Source organism: Pseudomonas sp. NFACC42-2 (genome assembly GCF_900116055.1).
GTDB classification, from domain to species: Bacteria; Pseudomonadota; Gammaproteobacteria; order Pseudomonadales; family Pseudomonadaceae; genus Aquipseudomonas; species Aquipseudomonas marginalis.
Genome location: NZ_FOZO01000003.1, coordinates 634,879 through 648,543 on the forward strand (window position 1 = coordinate 634,879; position 13,665 = coordinate 648,543).

14 protein-coding genes are annotated in these 13,665 nt (G+C 61.3%); 8 read left to right on the plus strand and 6 right to left on the minus strand.

The annotated features are described in order from the left end of the window. Genes BM416_RS10280 through BM416_RS10290 form a run of 3 tightly spaced genes read right to left on the minus strand, consistent with a single transcriptional unit; the run spans position 1 to position 2,826 of the window. Positions 1-459: a tripartite tricarboxylate transporter TctB family protein gene (locus tag BM416_RS10280; RefSeq protein WP_027604328.1), complete on the minus strand. Its 459-nt coding sequence runs from the start codon at positions 457-459 to the stop codon at positions 1-3. A gap of 59 nt (positions 460-518) precedes the next feature. Then, positions 519-1,502 (minus strand): Bug family tripartite tricarboxylate transporter substrate binding protein, encoded by a 984-nt coding sequence (locus BM416_RS10285; protein WP_027604327.1) that lies wholly within the window; start codon positions 1,500-1,502, stop codon positions 519-521. A 31-nt stretch (positions 1,503-1,533) separates the two neighbouring features. Further along, positions 1,534-2,826, minus strand: coding sequence for an OprD family porin (locus tag BM416_RS10290; protein ID WP_092487889.1), 1,293 nt, complete (start codon positions 2,824-2,826; stop codon positions 1,534-1,536). A 235-nt stretch (positions 2,827-3,061) separates the two neighbouring features. Here BM416_RS10290 and BM416_RS10295 point away from each other — a divergent pair, with 235 nt between their 5' ends. Next, the gene (locus BM416_RS10295) at positions 3,062-3,733 is read left to right on the plus strand and encodes a response regulator (RefSeq protein ID WP_027604325.1); all 672 of its coding nucleotides are present in this window, start codon (positions 3,062-3,064) and stop codon (positions 3,731-3,733) included. Next, the gene (locus tag BM416_RS10300) at positions 3,726-5,111 is read left to right on the plus strand and encodes a sensor histidine kinase (RefSeq protein ID WP_027604324.1); all 1,386 of its coding nucleotides are present in this window, start codon (positions 3,726-3,728) and stop codon (positions 5,109-5,111) included. The genes BM416_RS10295 and BM416_RS10300 overlap by 8 nt, the downstream gene beginning before the upstream one ends. Here the strand turns inward: BM416_RS10300 and BM416_RS10305 are convergent, their stop codons facing one another. Both BM416_RS10305 and BM416_RS10310 read right to left on the minus strand, forming a co-directional pair. Then, positions 5,112-5,933: an HDOD domain-containing protein gene (locus tag BM416_RS10305; RefSeq protein WP_065938887.1), complete on the minus strand. Its 822-nt coding sequence runs from the start codon at positions 5,931-5,933 to the stop codon at positions 5,112-5,114. It abuts the gene before it with no gap. 36 nt (positions 5,934-5,969) lie between these two features. Continuing rightward, entirely contained in the window at positions 5,970-6,911 is a 942-nt protein-coding gene (locus tag BM416_RS10310) for a CAF17-like 4Fe-4S cluster assembly/insertion protein YgfZ (RefSeq protein ID WP_092487892.1), read from the minus strand. A gap of 140 nt (positions 6,912-7,051) precedes the next feature. Here BM416_RS10310 and BM416_RS10315 point away from each other — a divergent pair, with 140 nt between their 5' ends. Together BM416_RS10315 and BM416_RS10320 are read left to right on the plus strand one after the other, a co-directional pair. Then, entirely contained in the window at positions 7,052-7,306 is a 255-nt protein-coding gene (locus BM416_RS10315; protein ID WP_027604321.1) for an FAD assembly factor SdhE, read from the plus strand. Further along, the gene (locus BM416_RS10320; RefSeq protein ID WP_092487895.1) at positions 7,290-7,736 is read left to right on the plus strand and encodes a protein YgfX; all 447 of its coding nucleotides are present in this window, start codon (positions 7,290-7,292) and stop codon (positions 7,734-7,736) included. Before BM416_RS10315 ends, BM416_RS10320 begins: the two co-directional genes overlap by 17 nt. Here BM416_RS10320 and nadB read toward each other — a convergent pair. Then, entirely contained in the window at positions 7,705-9,321 is a 1,617-nt protein-coding gene (gene nadB / locus BM416_RS10325; protein ID WP_065928214.1) for an L-aspartate oxidase, read from the minus strand. The genes BM416_RS10320 and nadB overlap by 32 nt on opposite strands. A 462-nt stretch (positions 9,322-9,783) precedes the next feature. Between nadB and rpoE the strand changes: the two genes are divergently transcribed. From rpoE to BM416_RS10345, 4 genes are all read left to right on the plus strand, one after another. Then, a complete protein-coding gene (gene rpoE, locus BM416_RS10330; RefSeq protein WP_003172477.1) occupies positions 9,784-10,365 on the plus strand; it encodes an RNA polymerase sigma factor RpoE/AlgU in 582 nt (193 codons plus the stop codon). 32 nt (positions 10,366-10,397) lie between these two features. Further along, positions 10,398-10,985, plus strand: a complete 588-nt coding sequence (locus tag BM416_RS10335) for a sigma-E factor negative regulatory protein (RefSeq protein ID WP_003172479.1) — start codon at positions 10,398-10,400, stop codon at positions 10,983-10,985. A 16-nt stretch (positions 10,986-11,001) separates the two neighbouring features. After that, entirely contained in the window at positions 11,002-11,964 is a 963-nt protein-coding gene (locus BM416_RS10340; RefSeq protein WP_092487898.1) for a MucB/RseB C-terminal domain-containing protein, read from the plus strand. Between the two features lie 234 nt (positions 11,965-12,198). Continuing rightward, complete coding sequence (locus BM416_RS10345; RefSeq protein ID WP_065938892.1) at positions 12,199-13,638, plus strand: DegQ family serine endoprotease; 1,440 nt, start codon at positions 12,199-12,201, stop codon at positions 13,636-13,638. The last annotated feature ends 27 nt before the right edge of the window (positions 13,639-13,665 follow it).

Sequence of the window (13,665 nt, forward strand, 5' to 3'; positions counted from 1 at the left end):
TCAGTTCTCCAGAACGTCGAGCAGGCCGAGGGGCAGCGGAACATCCATGGCCTTATCGAACAGCAGATAAAGACCGATGGCCATCAGGCTGACGATCACCACGCTGGGCACCCAGCGACCGCCATACAGGCGCGCCATGGGGATGCCGATCAGCATGCTGCTGAGGATGAAGCCCAGGGGTTCGAAGGTGCCGGCAAACACGATCAACAGCGCCACGCAGATGCCGATCTTGACCAGGGTCTGGCGGTCCAGCGCCGGTTCTTCTTCGGTGTGCTGGGTGGGTTGCGGGCGGAACAGCATGTAGATCAGCGCCAGGCTCATCAGCCCGAGCATCAGCAATGGGTAGGCGCGGGGCCCTACGGGTTCGTAGGAAAACGACGCCTGGTAGGGCCAGGCCATCAGCGCCAGACCGGCGCAGGCCAGCAGCAGCGCGGCGGCGAATATGCGTTGTAAGAGCATGTTGAACTCCTGGGCCATGCCTGGGGTTCGCCAGGCATGGCCGCGCGACAGAGGGGCGATTACTGGATCAGGCCGAACTCTTTGGCCAGCACTTTGTAGTCAGCCACCTGTTTCTTCACGTAGGTGTCCAGCTCCGGGCCGGTCATGGCGAACGGGAACAGCTCGCGCTGGTCACGCAGCTTGGCGAACTCGTCGGAGGCCAGCAGTTTGTCGAAGGCCTCCTTCCACCAGGCGTAGTCGGCATCGCTGACTTTTGGCCCGAGGTAGAAGCCACGCACCACCGGCCAGACGATGTCGTAGCCTTGCTCTTTGGCGGTCGGAATATTCTTCATTTCCGGCTCGTCCAGGCGCTCCTCGGAGAACACCGCCAGCAGGCGCATGTCACCGCTGAGAATGTGCGGCATGGAGTCGGAGATGTCGGTACTGCCGACCTGGATATGCCCGCCGAGCAGGGCGGTGGCGATTTCACCGCCGCCTTCGAGCGCCACATAGCGCAGCTCGCGCGGGTTGATCCCGGCGGCCTTGGCGATCAGCGCGGTTTGCATCCAGTCCTGGCTGCCCACGGTGCCGCCGGAACCGATTACCACACTGCCCGGATCTTTCTTCAGGGCTTTGACGAGATCGTCGAGGGTCTTGTAGGGCGAATCGGCTTTAACGGCGATGGCACCGTAGCTGGTACCCACGGCGGCCAGCCAGCGTACGGCGCTCTCATCGAAGCGCCCGAACTTGCCCTGGGCCAGGTTCAGCAGCGAACCGCTGGACCAGGCCACGAGCGTACCGCCGTCTGCAGGACGCTGGGCCACCACGGCGTTGTAGGCCACCGCGCCCACGCCGCCCGGCATGTAGGTCACGCGCATTGGTTTGCTCAGCAGTTTCTCGTTGACCAGCGCGCTTTGCGCCAGTTTGCAGGTCAGGTCAAAACCACCGCCGGGGGAGGCCGGGGCGATGCATTCCGGGCGCTTGGGTTCGTCGGCGGCCAGCAGTTGGCCGGCGAACAGCATGCAGCCGGCGGCGAGGGCCAGTTTACGCAATGAAGGGGTCATGGTGATCTCCGTCTTTGTTGTTATGAGTGGCTTACCAGAGCGCAACGCTGTAGCTGACCAGCAGGCGCATTTCATCCGCATCACGGGCTGAATAGTTGGAACGGTAGGTGGCATTGCGCAGACGCACGGCGACATCCTTGAATGTGCCGCTTTGCACCACGTACTTGATCTCGCTGTTGCGCTCCCATTCCTTGCCGGTGTCGCCGTTCCTGAGCTTGATATTGTCACCCGAGAGGTAACGGCTCATGAAACTCAGGCCGGGAATGCCCAGCTTGGCGAAGTCGTAGTCGTAGCGCGCCTGCCAGGAGCGCTCTTCGGCGCCGGCAAAGTCGTTGATCTGCACGAAGTTGACCAGGTACGGGTCGCTGCCATCCACATAGGGAAAGGCACTGTCGCCGGACATATGCTGGTAGCCGGCGCTGAGCTTATGGCCATTGAGGGCATAGCTGAACAGGCCGTTGAGGGAGGTGTTGTCGATCTTGCCGCCACGGGCTGCGCCTGCGTCATCGCTGATCGCCAGGCGCAGGTCGGTGGCGAAGGTGCCGGGGCCCATCGGGCGTGCGGCGACCAGGCCGAGGAAGTGCTGGCGGTACACGTCGTCGAGTTGGGCGAAGTGGTAGCTGCCGGTGATCTTGTCGGCGAACTTGTAGTCGACACCGCCGAAGTTGAAGTGCTTGCCGGTGGCACCGCTGAGGAAGCGGCTGTTCTTGTTGTTGAGGGCGATGTCCTCGTAGTTGCTGTCGTCGCGGTCCTTGGTCTTGTCGAGACGGCCGCCGGTGAAGACCAGGTTCTTGAATTCCTTGGAGGTGACCAGGCCACCGTTGAAGGTCTGCGGCAGAATGCGCCCGTCATTGGGCTTGAGGATCGGCAGTTCAGGCATCAGCGAGCCGATCTTGAGCTCGGTGGCGGAAATCTTCACTTTGCCGGTCAGGCCCAGCTTGGAGTATTCGTTGGCGGCGCGGCCATCGTCGTGAGTGGGCAGCAGGCCGGTGCCGGTGCGGTCGGGGCTGGAGTCGAGCTTGACCCCGAGCATGCCCAGCGCATCCACGCCAAAGCCGACGGTGCCGTCGGTGTAGCCTGATTGCAGGTTGAGCATGAAGCCCTGGGCCCACTCGTCGCGCTTGGACTGCTGGGCGCTGGTGCCGTCGCGAAAGTCGCGGTTGAAGTACATGTTGCGGGTTTCCAGGGTCGCGCTGCTGTCTTCGAAGAAGGCAGCCTGGCCAAGCGGCGAAAAGCCGGCAAGGGCAGCGGCACTGACAAGGGCGGTGTGGGTCAGGCGGGAAATACGAACAGGCGGGCAAGCCTGTGGCTGTGTCGACAGCATCGTGGTGCACTCCGTTATTGTTCTTATTTTGGCGAAAACGCTTCGAGGCGTTTTTCGGGCGCGACCCATCAGGTCGCTCGGCAGGCATGACCTACCGTGGCTGGATGCTAAAGGGCGAAGCTTTCACTAACCTTTCAGCTGCCTTTCAATGTTTTCAGGCTTCACAGGGCAGTCGGCGCCTGTAAACTGCCCGGCAAAGCGTGGCGCCGACCACGTCCGAATAAGGTGGAAATCCATGCGTGTCCTTCTGGTTGAAGACCATCTGCAACTCGCCGAAAGCGTCGCCCAAGCGCTCAAGAGCACAGGTTTGACCGTTGACGTATTGCATGACGGCGTGGCCGCCGACCTGGCCTTGAGCAGTGAGGATTACGCGGTGGCCATCCTCGATGTGGGCCTGCCGCGCATGGACGGTTTCGAGGTGCTGGCGCGCTTGCGGGCGCGTGGGAAAAACCTGCCGGTGCTGATGTTGACCGCGCGCAGCGATGTGAAGGACCGCGTGCATGGCCTGAACCTGGGCGCCGATGACTACCTGGCCAAACCGTTCGAACTGACTGAACTGGAAGCGCGGGTCAAGGCGCTGCTGCGCCGCAGTGTATTGGGCGGCGAGCGCCAGCAGGCCTGCGGTGTGCTGGTCTATGACCTCGACACCCGCCGTTTCACCGTGGGCGGCGAGTTGATGACGTTGACCTCCCGCGAGCAAGCCGTGCTTGAAGCGCTGATTGCCCGCCCAGGCCGGGTGATGAGCAAGGAGCAACTGGCTTCCCAGGTGTTCGGCCTGGACGAAGAGGCCAGCCCCGACGCCATCGAAATCTACGTGCACCGCCTGCGCAAGAAGCTCGATGGCCAACCCATCGCCATCGTGACGTTCCGCGGTCTCGGCTACCTGCTGGAAGCCCGCGATGCATAAGCCCAGCAGCCTGCGCTGGCGCCTGCTGTGGAACCTGGCGCTGCTGCTGGTGCTGTTGATGCTCGCCAGTGGCATGAGTGCCTACTGGAACGGTCGCGAAGCGGCCGACACCGCCTATGACCGCACGCTGCTGGCCTCGGCGCGTACCATCGCCGCGGGCCTGACCCAGGTGGACGGCACCCTCAGCGCCAACGTGCCCTATGTCGCCCTGGACACCTTTGCCTACGACAGCGCCGGGCGCATCTACTATCAGGTCAATGACATTGATCAGAAGCTGATTTCCGGCTACGAAAACCTCCCCGGCCCGCCCCCCGGCACACCGCGCACCGACGACTACCCGGCGCTGGCGCGCTTCTACAACGCCAAGTACCAGGGCCAGGAAGTGCGGGTGGTCAGCCTGCTGAAGGCGGTCTCCGAACCGAACATGAACGGCATGGCGGAAATCCGCGTGGCCGAAACCGATGAGGCACGGGTGAGCATGGCCCGCAGCCTGATGGCTGACACCTTGCTGCGCCTGGGCATGCTCGCCATTGGCGCCTTGTTGCTGGTGTGGTTTGCCGTCAGCGCCGCCTTGCGCCCGCTGGAGCGCCTGCGCACGGCGGTGGAAGAGCGCCAGCCCGACGACTTGCGGCCGTTGCCGTTGGTGGAGGTTCAGCATGAGTTCGGCCCGCTGGTGCGTTCCCTCAACCACTTCACCGAACGCCTGCGCGGCCAGTTCGAGCGTCAGGCGCAGTTTATTGCCGATGCATCCCATGAACTGCGTACCCCGTTGGCGGCGCTCAAGGCGCGCCTGGAGCTGGGCCTGCGCGCCGAAGATCCCGCAACCTGGCGCAGTACCCTGGAGACCGCCGCCCAAGGCACCGATCGGTTGACCCACCTGGCCAATCAGTTGCTGTCCCTGGCGCGCATCGAAAACGGTGCCCGGGCGATTGCCGAAGGCGGCGCGCAGTTGCTGGACCTCAGCCAATTGGCCCGTGAACTGGGCATGGCCATGGCGCCGTTGGCCCATGCGCGCGGCGTGGCACTGGCACTGGAGGCGGATGAACCGGTGTGGTTACGTGGCGAGCCGACGCTGCTCAACGAGCTGTTGAGCAACCTGGTGGACAACGCCCTGGCGCACACGCCACCGGGCGGCAACGTGATCCTGCGCGTCACGGCGCCGGCGGTACTGGAGGTGGAAGATGATGGCCCGGGTATTCCGCAGGATGAGCGCGACCGGGTGTTCGAGCGCTTTTACCGCCGCAGCCAGCAAGGCATGGGCTCAGGCCTGGGGTTGGCGATCGTGGGCGAAATCTGTCGCGCGCATCTGGCCCAGATCAGCCTGCATGACGGCGAGCACGCGGGGTTGAAGGTGCGGGTGAGTTTTATCGCCGGTTGATCAATCGAACATGGCGCGCGCTTCATCCAGCTCTGCACGCAGTTTTTCGCTGTAGGGATCAACCCGCAGTTTTTTCATCGCAGGCACGCTGGAGACGTCCACCTTGGCCAGGGGGTGGTCGGTGCCGTGATGGCAATACAGCATGGCAATCTGCACCAGGTCGATGTAGTCGAGGCAGGCTGAGTCCCGTTCCAGGTTCAGGTACTGGCCCGGCAGTTTCGCCAGCATTTCCGGGAAGTCCCAGCCACTCAGCAACTTGTCGCCCAGCACCGGGTGGATGCTGTCGATCACGTGGTTGAGGCTGACCGGATCTGACAGCAGCTCGTAGTGGTCTTCGGCGTAGGTCAGGATCGGCAGCACGCCGATCTGGTGCACCAGGCCGCCCAGCGCTGCCTGGTCCGGCTTGAGCTGGCTGTGGTTGCGGCACAGGGCGTAGCTGACGCCCGCCACTTCCAGGCTGCGGCGCCACACATCGCGCATTTTCTGTTCGACCACTTCGGAACGGGCGTGGAAGATCTGTTCCATCACCAGGCCGATGGCCAGGTTGCTGCTGTAGTTGGTGCCCAGCCGGGTGATGGCGGTGTGCAGGTCGGTGACTTCCTGGGTGGCGCGCAACAGCGGGCTGTTGACCACTTTGATCAGGCGCGCCGACAACGCAGTGTCGCGGCCTATCACTTTGCTCAAGTGGCTGATGCTGATTTCCGGGTCTTCAGCGGCCTGACGGATGTTCAGGGCCACTTCCGGCAATGTCGGCAGAACCAGGTCATCGTTGTCGATGGCCTTAACCAACGCCTGTTGGACTTTTTCCGCCAGTTTGTTCATTCATGCTCTCTAGGGTGTTGCAGGAAAATACGGCGACTAACGCTGGATCTCACGATCACGGTCAAGGGTGTAAGGCAGGTCAAGCAGTTGCAAACCGGGGCCTTCCAGTGTGCCTAGGTGCACATCGCCACTATCGGCAGCTTCGGCTTGCAATACCGCCAGAAGTTCAATCACCTGGTCAGCTTTTGCTGCAATCACCACTTCGCCGATCGAGCTGTTGTGGCTGGGGGAAAACAACGGGGTGCCTGGCTCGGGCATTTGCGCCGCGTTCAGGCTCAAGCGGTACAGGCGACGCTTGAGTTTGCCCAGGTACTGCATGCGCGCGACGATTTCCTGGCCGGTGTAGCAGCCTTTCTTGAAGCTGACACCGCCCACGGCCTGCAGGTTGAGCATCTGCGGGATGAACAGTTCGCGGGTCTGGGGCATGACCTGGCCGATACCGGCGCGGATCTGGCCCAGTAGCCAGTGATTCAAGTCGGTTTGTGTCAACTGTGCGGCCAATTGGCCGCGCACGCTGTCGGCTTGCTCGGCAGGTACCCAGAGTTCGGCGCGGGCGGGAGACACGCGGACGGCGATCAGGTGTTCGGTACGGGCAACGCTGTCCGTTTCGGTGGGCAGCTCAAGGCCAAGGCCGGTCAGCGCCTGATCGCCATCGATCACACCGAAACGCACCCAGGCGGCGCTTTCGTCGGTGAGCTTGGACTTGGAGAACACCGCATATTTCTTCAGGTCCGCCAGTTGCGGTTCGAGCAGTTCGCTGGCCATGGCCAGAAGTACGCCGTCGCCCTGCAACAGGATGCGGAAGCTCGACTGCATGCGGCCTTTTTGCGTGCAGCGCGCACCGAGGCTGGCCTGGGTATCGCTCAGGTAATTGAGGTTGCAGGTGAGTTGTCCCTGCAGGAACTTGGCAGCGTCGGAGCCGCGGACGGCGAGAACGCCTTCGTGGGACAGGGGGCAGAAGAAAGCAGAGTCAGCCATGGGTCATCGCAGGTCAAAAAGTCATGGGTGCATCATAGAGGGGCGCCCGGCAAATGGATAGTTTCCGTAGGGGGCGACCAAAGCCGACTGTTCCGGTGCCGTCGGGCCTGTATACTTGCGCTCTATTTGAGGAGCGCTCCATGGTCGAAGATGTAGAAATCAATCGTCTCTACTGGCACAGCCGTCGTGGCATGCTTGAGCTTGATGTGTTGCTGGTGCCTTTTACCAAAGAGGTGTATGCGACGCTCAATAAGGAAGATCGCGATCTCTACGTCAGGCTGCTGACTTGCGAAGATCAGGACATGTTCGGCTGGTTCATGGAGCGGGCCGAATCCGAAGATCCTGAACTGCAGCGCATGGTCCGGATGATCCTGGATCGTGTCCAGCCCAAGTAATCGTTTCGAATGCCGCTGGCAGGCCTCACGGCTGCTGCTGGCGGCGTATCTCCTTGCCCAGCTCTTCGCGCTGGGTGCACTGATGGTCCTCGACGCTTCCTTTGCCGTCCTCGGTGTGCTGGCGTGCCTGGCCCAGGCTGCCTGGGTATTGCCGCGTTATGTCCTGCTGACTCACCGTTCGTCGATTCGTGGTCTGCGACGGGATGAGGAGGGCTGGCAGTTATTCAGCAGTGAGTGCGGCTGGCATCGCGTGCAGCTGCGCCCCGACAGCCTGGCGCTGCCGCTGATTGTGGTGTTGCGCTATCGCGTGCCGGGGGAATGGCGGGTGCGCTCGGTCTGCGTGCCGACGGATTCGCAGGCCGCCGATGTGCACCGGCGCCTGCGGGTTCGCTTGAAGTTCAGCCGCCGTAGGTGGTTGGCACCAGAATAGTGTCACGGGCCTCGGGCAACATCTGCGGGTAGTCGAGGGTGTAGTGCAGGCCCCGGCTTTCCTTGCGTTCCATGGCCGAACGGATCATCAACTCCGCGACTTGGGCCAGGTTGCGCAGTTCGATCAGGTCACGGCTGACCTTATAGTTGCTGTAGAACTCATCAATCTCATCCAGCAGCAGTCGCACCCGGTGCTGTGCCCGTTGCAGGCGCTTGTTGGTGCGCACGATCCCCACGTAGTCCCACATGAAGCGCCGCAGCTCGTCCCAGTTGTGGGCGATGATCACGTCTTCGTCCGAATCGGTAACCTGGCTGGCATCCCAGCGGGGCAGGGCGGCCGGCACCGGGATGCGTGGCAGTTGTTCGAGAATGTCCGCCGCGGCCGAGCGGGCGTAGACGAAGCATTCGAGCAGCGAGTTGCTGGCCATGCGGTTGGCGCCGTGCAGGCCGGTGAAGCTGGTTTCGCCAATCGCGTACAGGCCGGGTACATCGGTACGCCCATGCTGGTCGACCATCACGCCGCCGCAGGTGTAGTGCGCCGCCGGTACCACCGGGATCGGCCCTTTGGTGATGTCGATGTTGAACGCCAGGCAGCGCTCGTAGACAGTCGGGAAGTGGGTCTTGATGAACGCTTCGGGCTTGTGGCTGATGTCCAGGTAGACGCAGTCGATGCCCAGGCGCTTCATTTCATGGTCGATGGCGCGGGCGACAATATCCCGTGGAGCCAGCTCGGCGCGCGGGTCGAAGCGCTGCATGAAGCGCTCACCGTTGGGCAGCTTGAGGTGTGCACCTTCGCCGCGCAGGGCTTCGGTGATCAGGAAACTCTTGGCCTGTGGGTGATACAGGCAGGTGGGGTGGAACTGGTTGAATTCCAGGTTGGCCACCCGGCAGCCCGAGCGCCATGCCATGGCAATGCCGTCGCCGCAGGCGCCGTCGGGGTTGCTGGTATAGAGGTAGACCTTGGCGGCGCCGCCGGAGGCGAGGATGGTGAAGCGTGCACCATAAGTATCCACTTCGCCGCTGGCGCGGTTGAGCACATAGGCGCCGAGGCAGCGTTCGCCCGGCAGGCCCAGGCGCTTTTCGGTGATCAGGTCGACAGCGACGCGTTGTTCCAGCAGTTCGATGTTGGGGCGTTGGCGGGCCTGATCGAGCAAGGTCCTGAAAATCGCGGCACCGGTGGCATCGGCGGCGTGGATGATACGGCGATGGCTGTGGCCGCCTTCGCGGGTCAGATGGAACTCGAAGCCGCCGTCATCGCTGCCTGCGTGTTCATCGCGGGTGAAGGGCACGCCCTGGTCGATCAGCCATTGGATCGCCTCGCGGCTATGCTCGACGGTGAAGCGCACCGCGTCTTCGTTGCACAGGCCGCCGCCGGCGTTGAGGGTGTCTTCAACGTGGGATTGCACCGTATCGGTGTCGTCCAGCACCGCGGCGACACCGCCCTGGGCCCAGAATGTCGAACCGTTGGCCAGGTCGCCTTTGCTCAGGACGGCAATGCGCAGGTGGCTGGGAAGGGTCAGCGCAAGGCTCAAGCCGGCCGCGCCGCTGCCGATCACCAGGACATCGTGTTGAAACTGTTGGCTCATTTGAAGGATTCCGCAAAAAGCGATCCACAGGGCTGGCGCAAACAGGACGCCTGGATCGGCGAATCAAAGGGTCACACGGGCCACTAGTATATAGAGGGGGGGAGCGGCACAATAGCCGGGCATTCGTGGCAATGTGAGATTACGGTGCACGGCTCGGGTAAAATCGACAGGTTATTGAGGTGGGAACTTTTTGCATAAGCCTCGACTCAATAGCAGGTTGCCCGAAAGCTGGGAAACGTTGAGTTTATTGGCCCGTCGGGAGCATTGGACGCGTCAGAAAACCGACGACAAGATTATTCGCGCAGCCGGCGTTGCCCGCGCTGCGTTTTTCGTGTGTGCCAAATCAGTGCATGCCGGAAACTTGCTTGAAGGGGGAGAACTTTTGCGAAAAGTCCGAGTCTATGTTTGCAAGCCTGATCGTTTAGTTATGCAAGCCTCCTTCAAGTACAACGAGGAGTGTTCATGCTAACCCAGGAAGAGGATCAGCAGCTGGTCGAGCGCGTTCAACGCGGTGACAAGCGAGCATTTGATCTGCTAGTGCTGAAATACCAGCACAAAATTCTCGGGTTGATCGTGCGGTTTGTGCACGACACCCATGAAGCGCAGGACGTTGCACAGGAAGCCTTTATCAAGGCGTACCGTGCACTGGGCAATTTCCGCGGTGATAGTGCGTTTTACACGTGGCTCTACCGCATCGCCATCAACACGGCGAAGAACTATCTGGTGTCTCGCGGACGCCGCCCACCGGATAGCGATGTAAGTTCAGAAGATGCAGAATTTTACGATGGTGATCACGGCCTCAAAGATCTCGAGTCGCCGGAGCGTGCATTGCTGCGCGACGAGATCGAAGGCACCGTTCATCGCACAATTCAGCAACTGCCAGAAGATTTGCGTACGGCGTTAACTTTACGTGAATTCGATGGTCTGAGTTACGAAGACATTGCGAGCGTCATGCAGTGTCCGGTGGGGACTGTAAGGTCACGGATTTTCCGGGCCCGGGAAGCCATCGATAAAGCCTTGCAACCGTTGTTGCAGGAAAACTAAAGACAGCGGCGACAGCCAAGAGAGGAACCGCCATGAGTCGTGATGCCCTGCAGGAATCGCTGTCCGCAGTGATGGATAACGAAGCGGATGAACTGGAACTTCGTCGAGTGCTCAACGCATTTGATGATGCCGAAACCCGTGATACCTGGTCTCGTTACCAAGTCGCTCGGGCGGTGATGCACAAGGATCTTCTAATCCCTCGTCTGGATATTGCTGCGGCCGTTTCTGCCGCGCTGGCTGATGAAGCCGTTCCGGCAAAAGCTGCTCGTGGCCCTTGGCGCAGCCTGGGTCGCCTGGCAGTGGCTGCCTCGGTGACTGTTGCAGTGCTGGCCGGTGTTCGCCTGTACAACCAGGACGAAATCGCCGGTGCCGAACTGGCCCAGCAGACTCAGCAACCGGTCATGGCCGGTCCGCAAGTCAAAGGCCCAGCGGTACTGGCCGGTTACAAGGAAAGCTCAGACACCACCGGCCCTATGGCCAACGGTGTGCTGCAAGGGCAATCCGGCTGGCAGGACCAGCGTCTTCCAGGCTACCTGCGCCAACACGCACAGGAATCCGCCTTGAAAGGCACTGAAAGCGCTCTGCCATACGCTCGCGCTGCAAGCCTGGAAAACCGCTGATCCGTTAAGGAGCCCTATGCGCGCCATACCGCTCCTTACGTTATTGCTCAGTGGTTGGTTTGCACTCCCCGCCCATGCCGATGAAGCCCAAGACTGGCTGACTCGACTTGGGCGTGCTGAGCAGCAGCAAAGTTTTCAAGGTACGTTTGTCTACGAACGTAATGGTAGTTTTTCTACCCATGACATCTGGCATCGTGTCCAGAATGGCCAGGTCCGTGAGCGGCTCTTGCAGCTCGATGGTTCTGCCCAGGAAGTCGTTCGTGTAGACGGTCGTACTCAGTGCGTCAGCGGCGCTCTTGTCGCCGGCCTTGGCAATTCGCGTGATGCACCCTCGCGCGCCCTCGATCCGCAAAGACTCAATCAATTCTACGAACTGGCCGTTATCGGAAAATCTCGCGTGGCCGGTCGCAATGCAGTGATTGTGTCGATTACGCCCCGTGATCAATACCGCTACGGTTTTGAGCTGCATCTTGATCGTGAAACTGCGCTGCCGCTCAAATCCTTGTTGCTGAATGATCAAGGACAATTGCTGGAGCGCTTTCAGTTCACTCGATTGGACACCTCCACCACACCCAATGATCGCGACTTGCAGCCCAGCGGCGAATGCACCTCCATCGCCGTCGGCGACACCAAGGCAGCGGCCGTAGAGGCCGCCGAGGCGTGGCACTTGGAGTGGTTGCCGCCAGGCTTTCAGCTGACCAATAACAGCGCCCGCAAGGATCCCCATACCAAGGCCACGGTCGACAGCCTGATGTATGAAGATGGACTGGCGCGCTTCTCGGTGTTTCTCGAACCGATCAGCGATGTGAGCGTGACCGAGACTCGCACCCAATTAGGCCCCACGGTTGCTGTATCTCGTCGCTTGAATACGGTGGATGGCGAAATGATGGTGACGGTCGTCGGCGAAATACCTATTGGCACCGCCGAACGTATCGCACTGTCGGTGCGCGGTGAAAAAAAGGCCACCCCCAAGCCGTGAGTCGTTAATCCTATGTTCATCCAGATCTTTCACAGTACGCCCATGCCAGGTTGGCTGCCGAGAGCATGAAATGTCTGGATCAGCATTTTCACTTGCAAAAATCTCCCATGTTTTTTATAGGTCAGGGCTTGTTGGCCCTGGCCTTGTTTAGTTCGCGGAACAAAGATGTCGTTCGCAGTTTTCGGCGTTTCTTGAACCCTGTCGCTCAACCCTGCTCGTCGTAACGGGAGCTGTATGTCGATACCACGTTTGAAGTCTTACCTATCCATAGTCGCCACGGTATTGGTGCTGGGTCAGGCCGTGCCCGCGCAAGCGGTCGAGTTGCCTGACTTCACCCAATTGGTTGAGCAAGCCTCGCCTGCCGTGGTGAATATCAGTACCACCCAGAAGCTGCCGGATCGCAAAGTCTCCAACCAGCAGATGCCTGACCTGGAAGGCCTGCCGCCGATGCTGCGCGAGTTCTTCGAGCGTGGCATGCCACAACCGCGTGCGCCCCGTGGTGGCGGTGGTGGCCAGCGTGAAGCGCAGTCCCTGGGGTCGGGCTTCATCATCTCGCCAGATGGCTACATCCTCACCAATAACCATGTGATTGCCGACGCCGACGAGATCCTTGTGCGCCTGGCTGATCGCAGTGAGCTGAAAGCCAAATTGGTCGGCACCGATCCGCGTTCCGATGTGGCCTTGCTGAAGATCGAGGGCAAGGACCTGCCGGTGCTGAAGCTGGGCAAGTCCCAGGACCTGAAGGCGGGGCAGTGGGTGGTAGCCATCGGCTCGCCGTTTGGTTTTGACCATACCGTCACCCAGGGTATCGTCAGTGCCATTGGTCGCAGCCTGCCGAACGAGAACTATGTGCCGTTCATCCAGACCGACGTGCCGATCAACCCGGGCAACTCCGGTGGCCCGTTGTTCAACCTGGCGGGCGAAGTGGTGGGGATCAACTCGCAGATCTACACCCGTTCCGGTGGCTTCATGGGGGTTTCGTTCGCCATTCCTATCGACGTGGCCATGGATGTTTCCAATCAGCTGAAAAGCGGTGGCAAGGTCAGCCGTGGCTGGTTGGGCGTGGTCATTCAGGAAGTGAACAAGGACCTGGCTGAATCCTTCGGCCTCGACAAGCCGGCGGGCGCCCTGGTCGCGCAAATCCAGGACGACGGCCCGGCTGCCAAAGGCGGCCTGCAAGTCGGCGACGTGATCCTGAGCATGAACGGTCAACCGATCATTATGTCGGCCGACCTGCCGCACCTGGTTGGCGCACTCAAGGCCGGCAGCAAGGCCAAGCTGGAAGTGATTCGTGATGGCAAGCGCCAGAATGTCGAGCTGACCGTGGGTGCGATCCCTGAAGAGGGCGCGACCCTGGATGCCCTGGGTAATACCAAGCCGGGCGCCGAGCGCAGCAGCAATCGCCTGGGCATTGCCGTGGCCGAGCTGACTGACGAGCAGAAGAAAGCCTTCGATCTCAAGAGCGGCGTGGTGATCAAGGAAGTGCAGGACGGCCCGGCCGCCTTGATCGGCCTGCAGCCTGGCGACGTGATCACTCACCTGAACAATCAGGCGATTGAGACTACCAAGCAGTTCACCGACATCGCCAAGGCGTTGCCGAAGAACCGCTCGGTATCGATGCGCGTGCTTCGCCAGGGGCGTGCCAGCTTCATTACCTTCAAGCTGGCCGAGTAACCCACCCGGCCAATAAAAAGCCCCGCC

Excerpts from the sequence above, each read along its gene's own strand:
- BM416_RS10335 (WP_003172479.1), top strand. The coding sequence starts at position 10,398 with ATGAGTCGTGATGCCCTGCAGGAATCGCTGTCCGCAGTGATGGATAAC.
- nadB (WP_065928214.1), bottom strand. The coding sequence starts at position 9,321 with ATGAGCCAACAGTTTCAACACGATGTCCTGGTGATCGGCAGCGGCGCG.
- BM416_RS10280 (WP_027604328.1), bottom strand. The coding sequence starts at position 459 with ATGCTCTTACAACGCATATTCGCCGCCGCGCTGCTGCTGGCCTGCGCC.
- BM416_RS10290 (WP_092487889.1), bottom strand. The coding sequence starts at position 2,826 with ATGCTGTCGACACAGCCACAGGCTTGCCCGCCTGTTCGTATTTCCCGC.
- BM416_RS10340 (WP_092487898.1), top strand. The coding sequence starts at position 11,002 with ATGCGCGCCATACCGCTCCTTACGTTATTGCTCAGTGGTTGGTTTGCA.
- BM416_RS10310 (WP_092487892.1), bottom strand. The coding sequence starts at position 6,911 with ATGGCTGACTCTGCTTTCTTCTGCCCCCTGTCCCACGAAGGCGTTCTC.
- BM416_RS10315 (WP_027604321.1), top strand. The coding sequence starts at position 7,052 with ATGGTCGAAGATGTAGAAATCAATCGTCTCTACTGGCACAGCCGTCGT.
- BM416_RS10295 (WP_027604325.1), top strand. The coding sequence starts at position 3,062 with ATGCGTGTCCTTCTGGTTGAAGACCATCTGCAACTCGCCGAAAGCGTC.
- rpoE (WP_003172477.1), top strand. The coding sequence starts at position 9,784 with ATGCTAACCCAGGAAGAGGATCAGCAGCTGGTCGAGCGCGTTCAACGC.
- BM416_RS10305 (WP_065938887.1), bottom strand. The coding sequence starts at position 5,933 with ATGAACAAACTGGCGGAAAAAGTCCAACAGGCGTTGGTTAAGGCCATC.
- BM416_RS10345 (WP_065938892.1), top strand. The coding sequence starts at position 12,199 with ATGTCGATACCACGTTTGAAGTCTTACCTATCCATAGTCGCCACGGTA.
- BM416_RS10300 (WP_027604324.1), top strand. The coding sequence starts at position 3,726 with ATGCATAAGCCCAGCAGCCTGCGCTGGCGCCTGCTGTGGAACCTGGCG.
- BM416_RS10285 (WP_027604327.1), bottom strand. The coding sequence starts at position 1,502 with ATGACCCCTTCATTGCGTAAACTGGCCCTCGCCGCCGGCTGCATGCTG.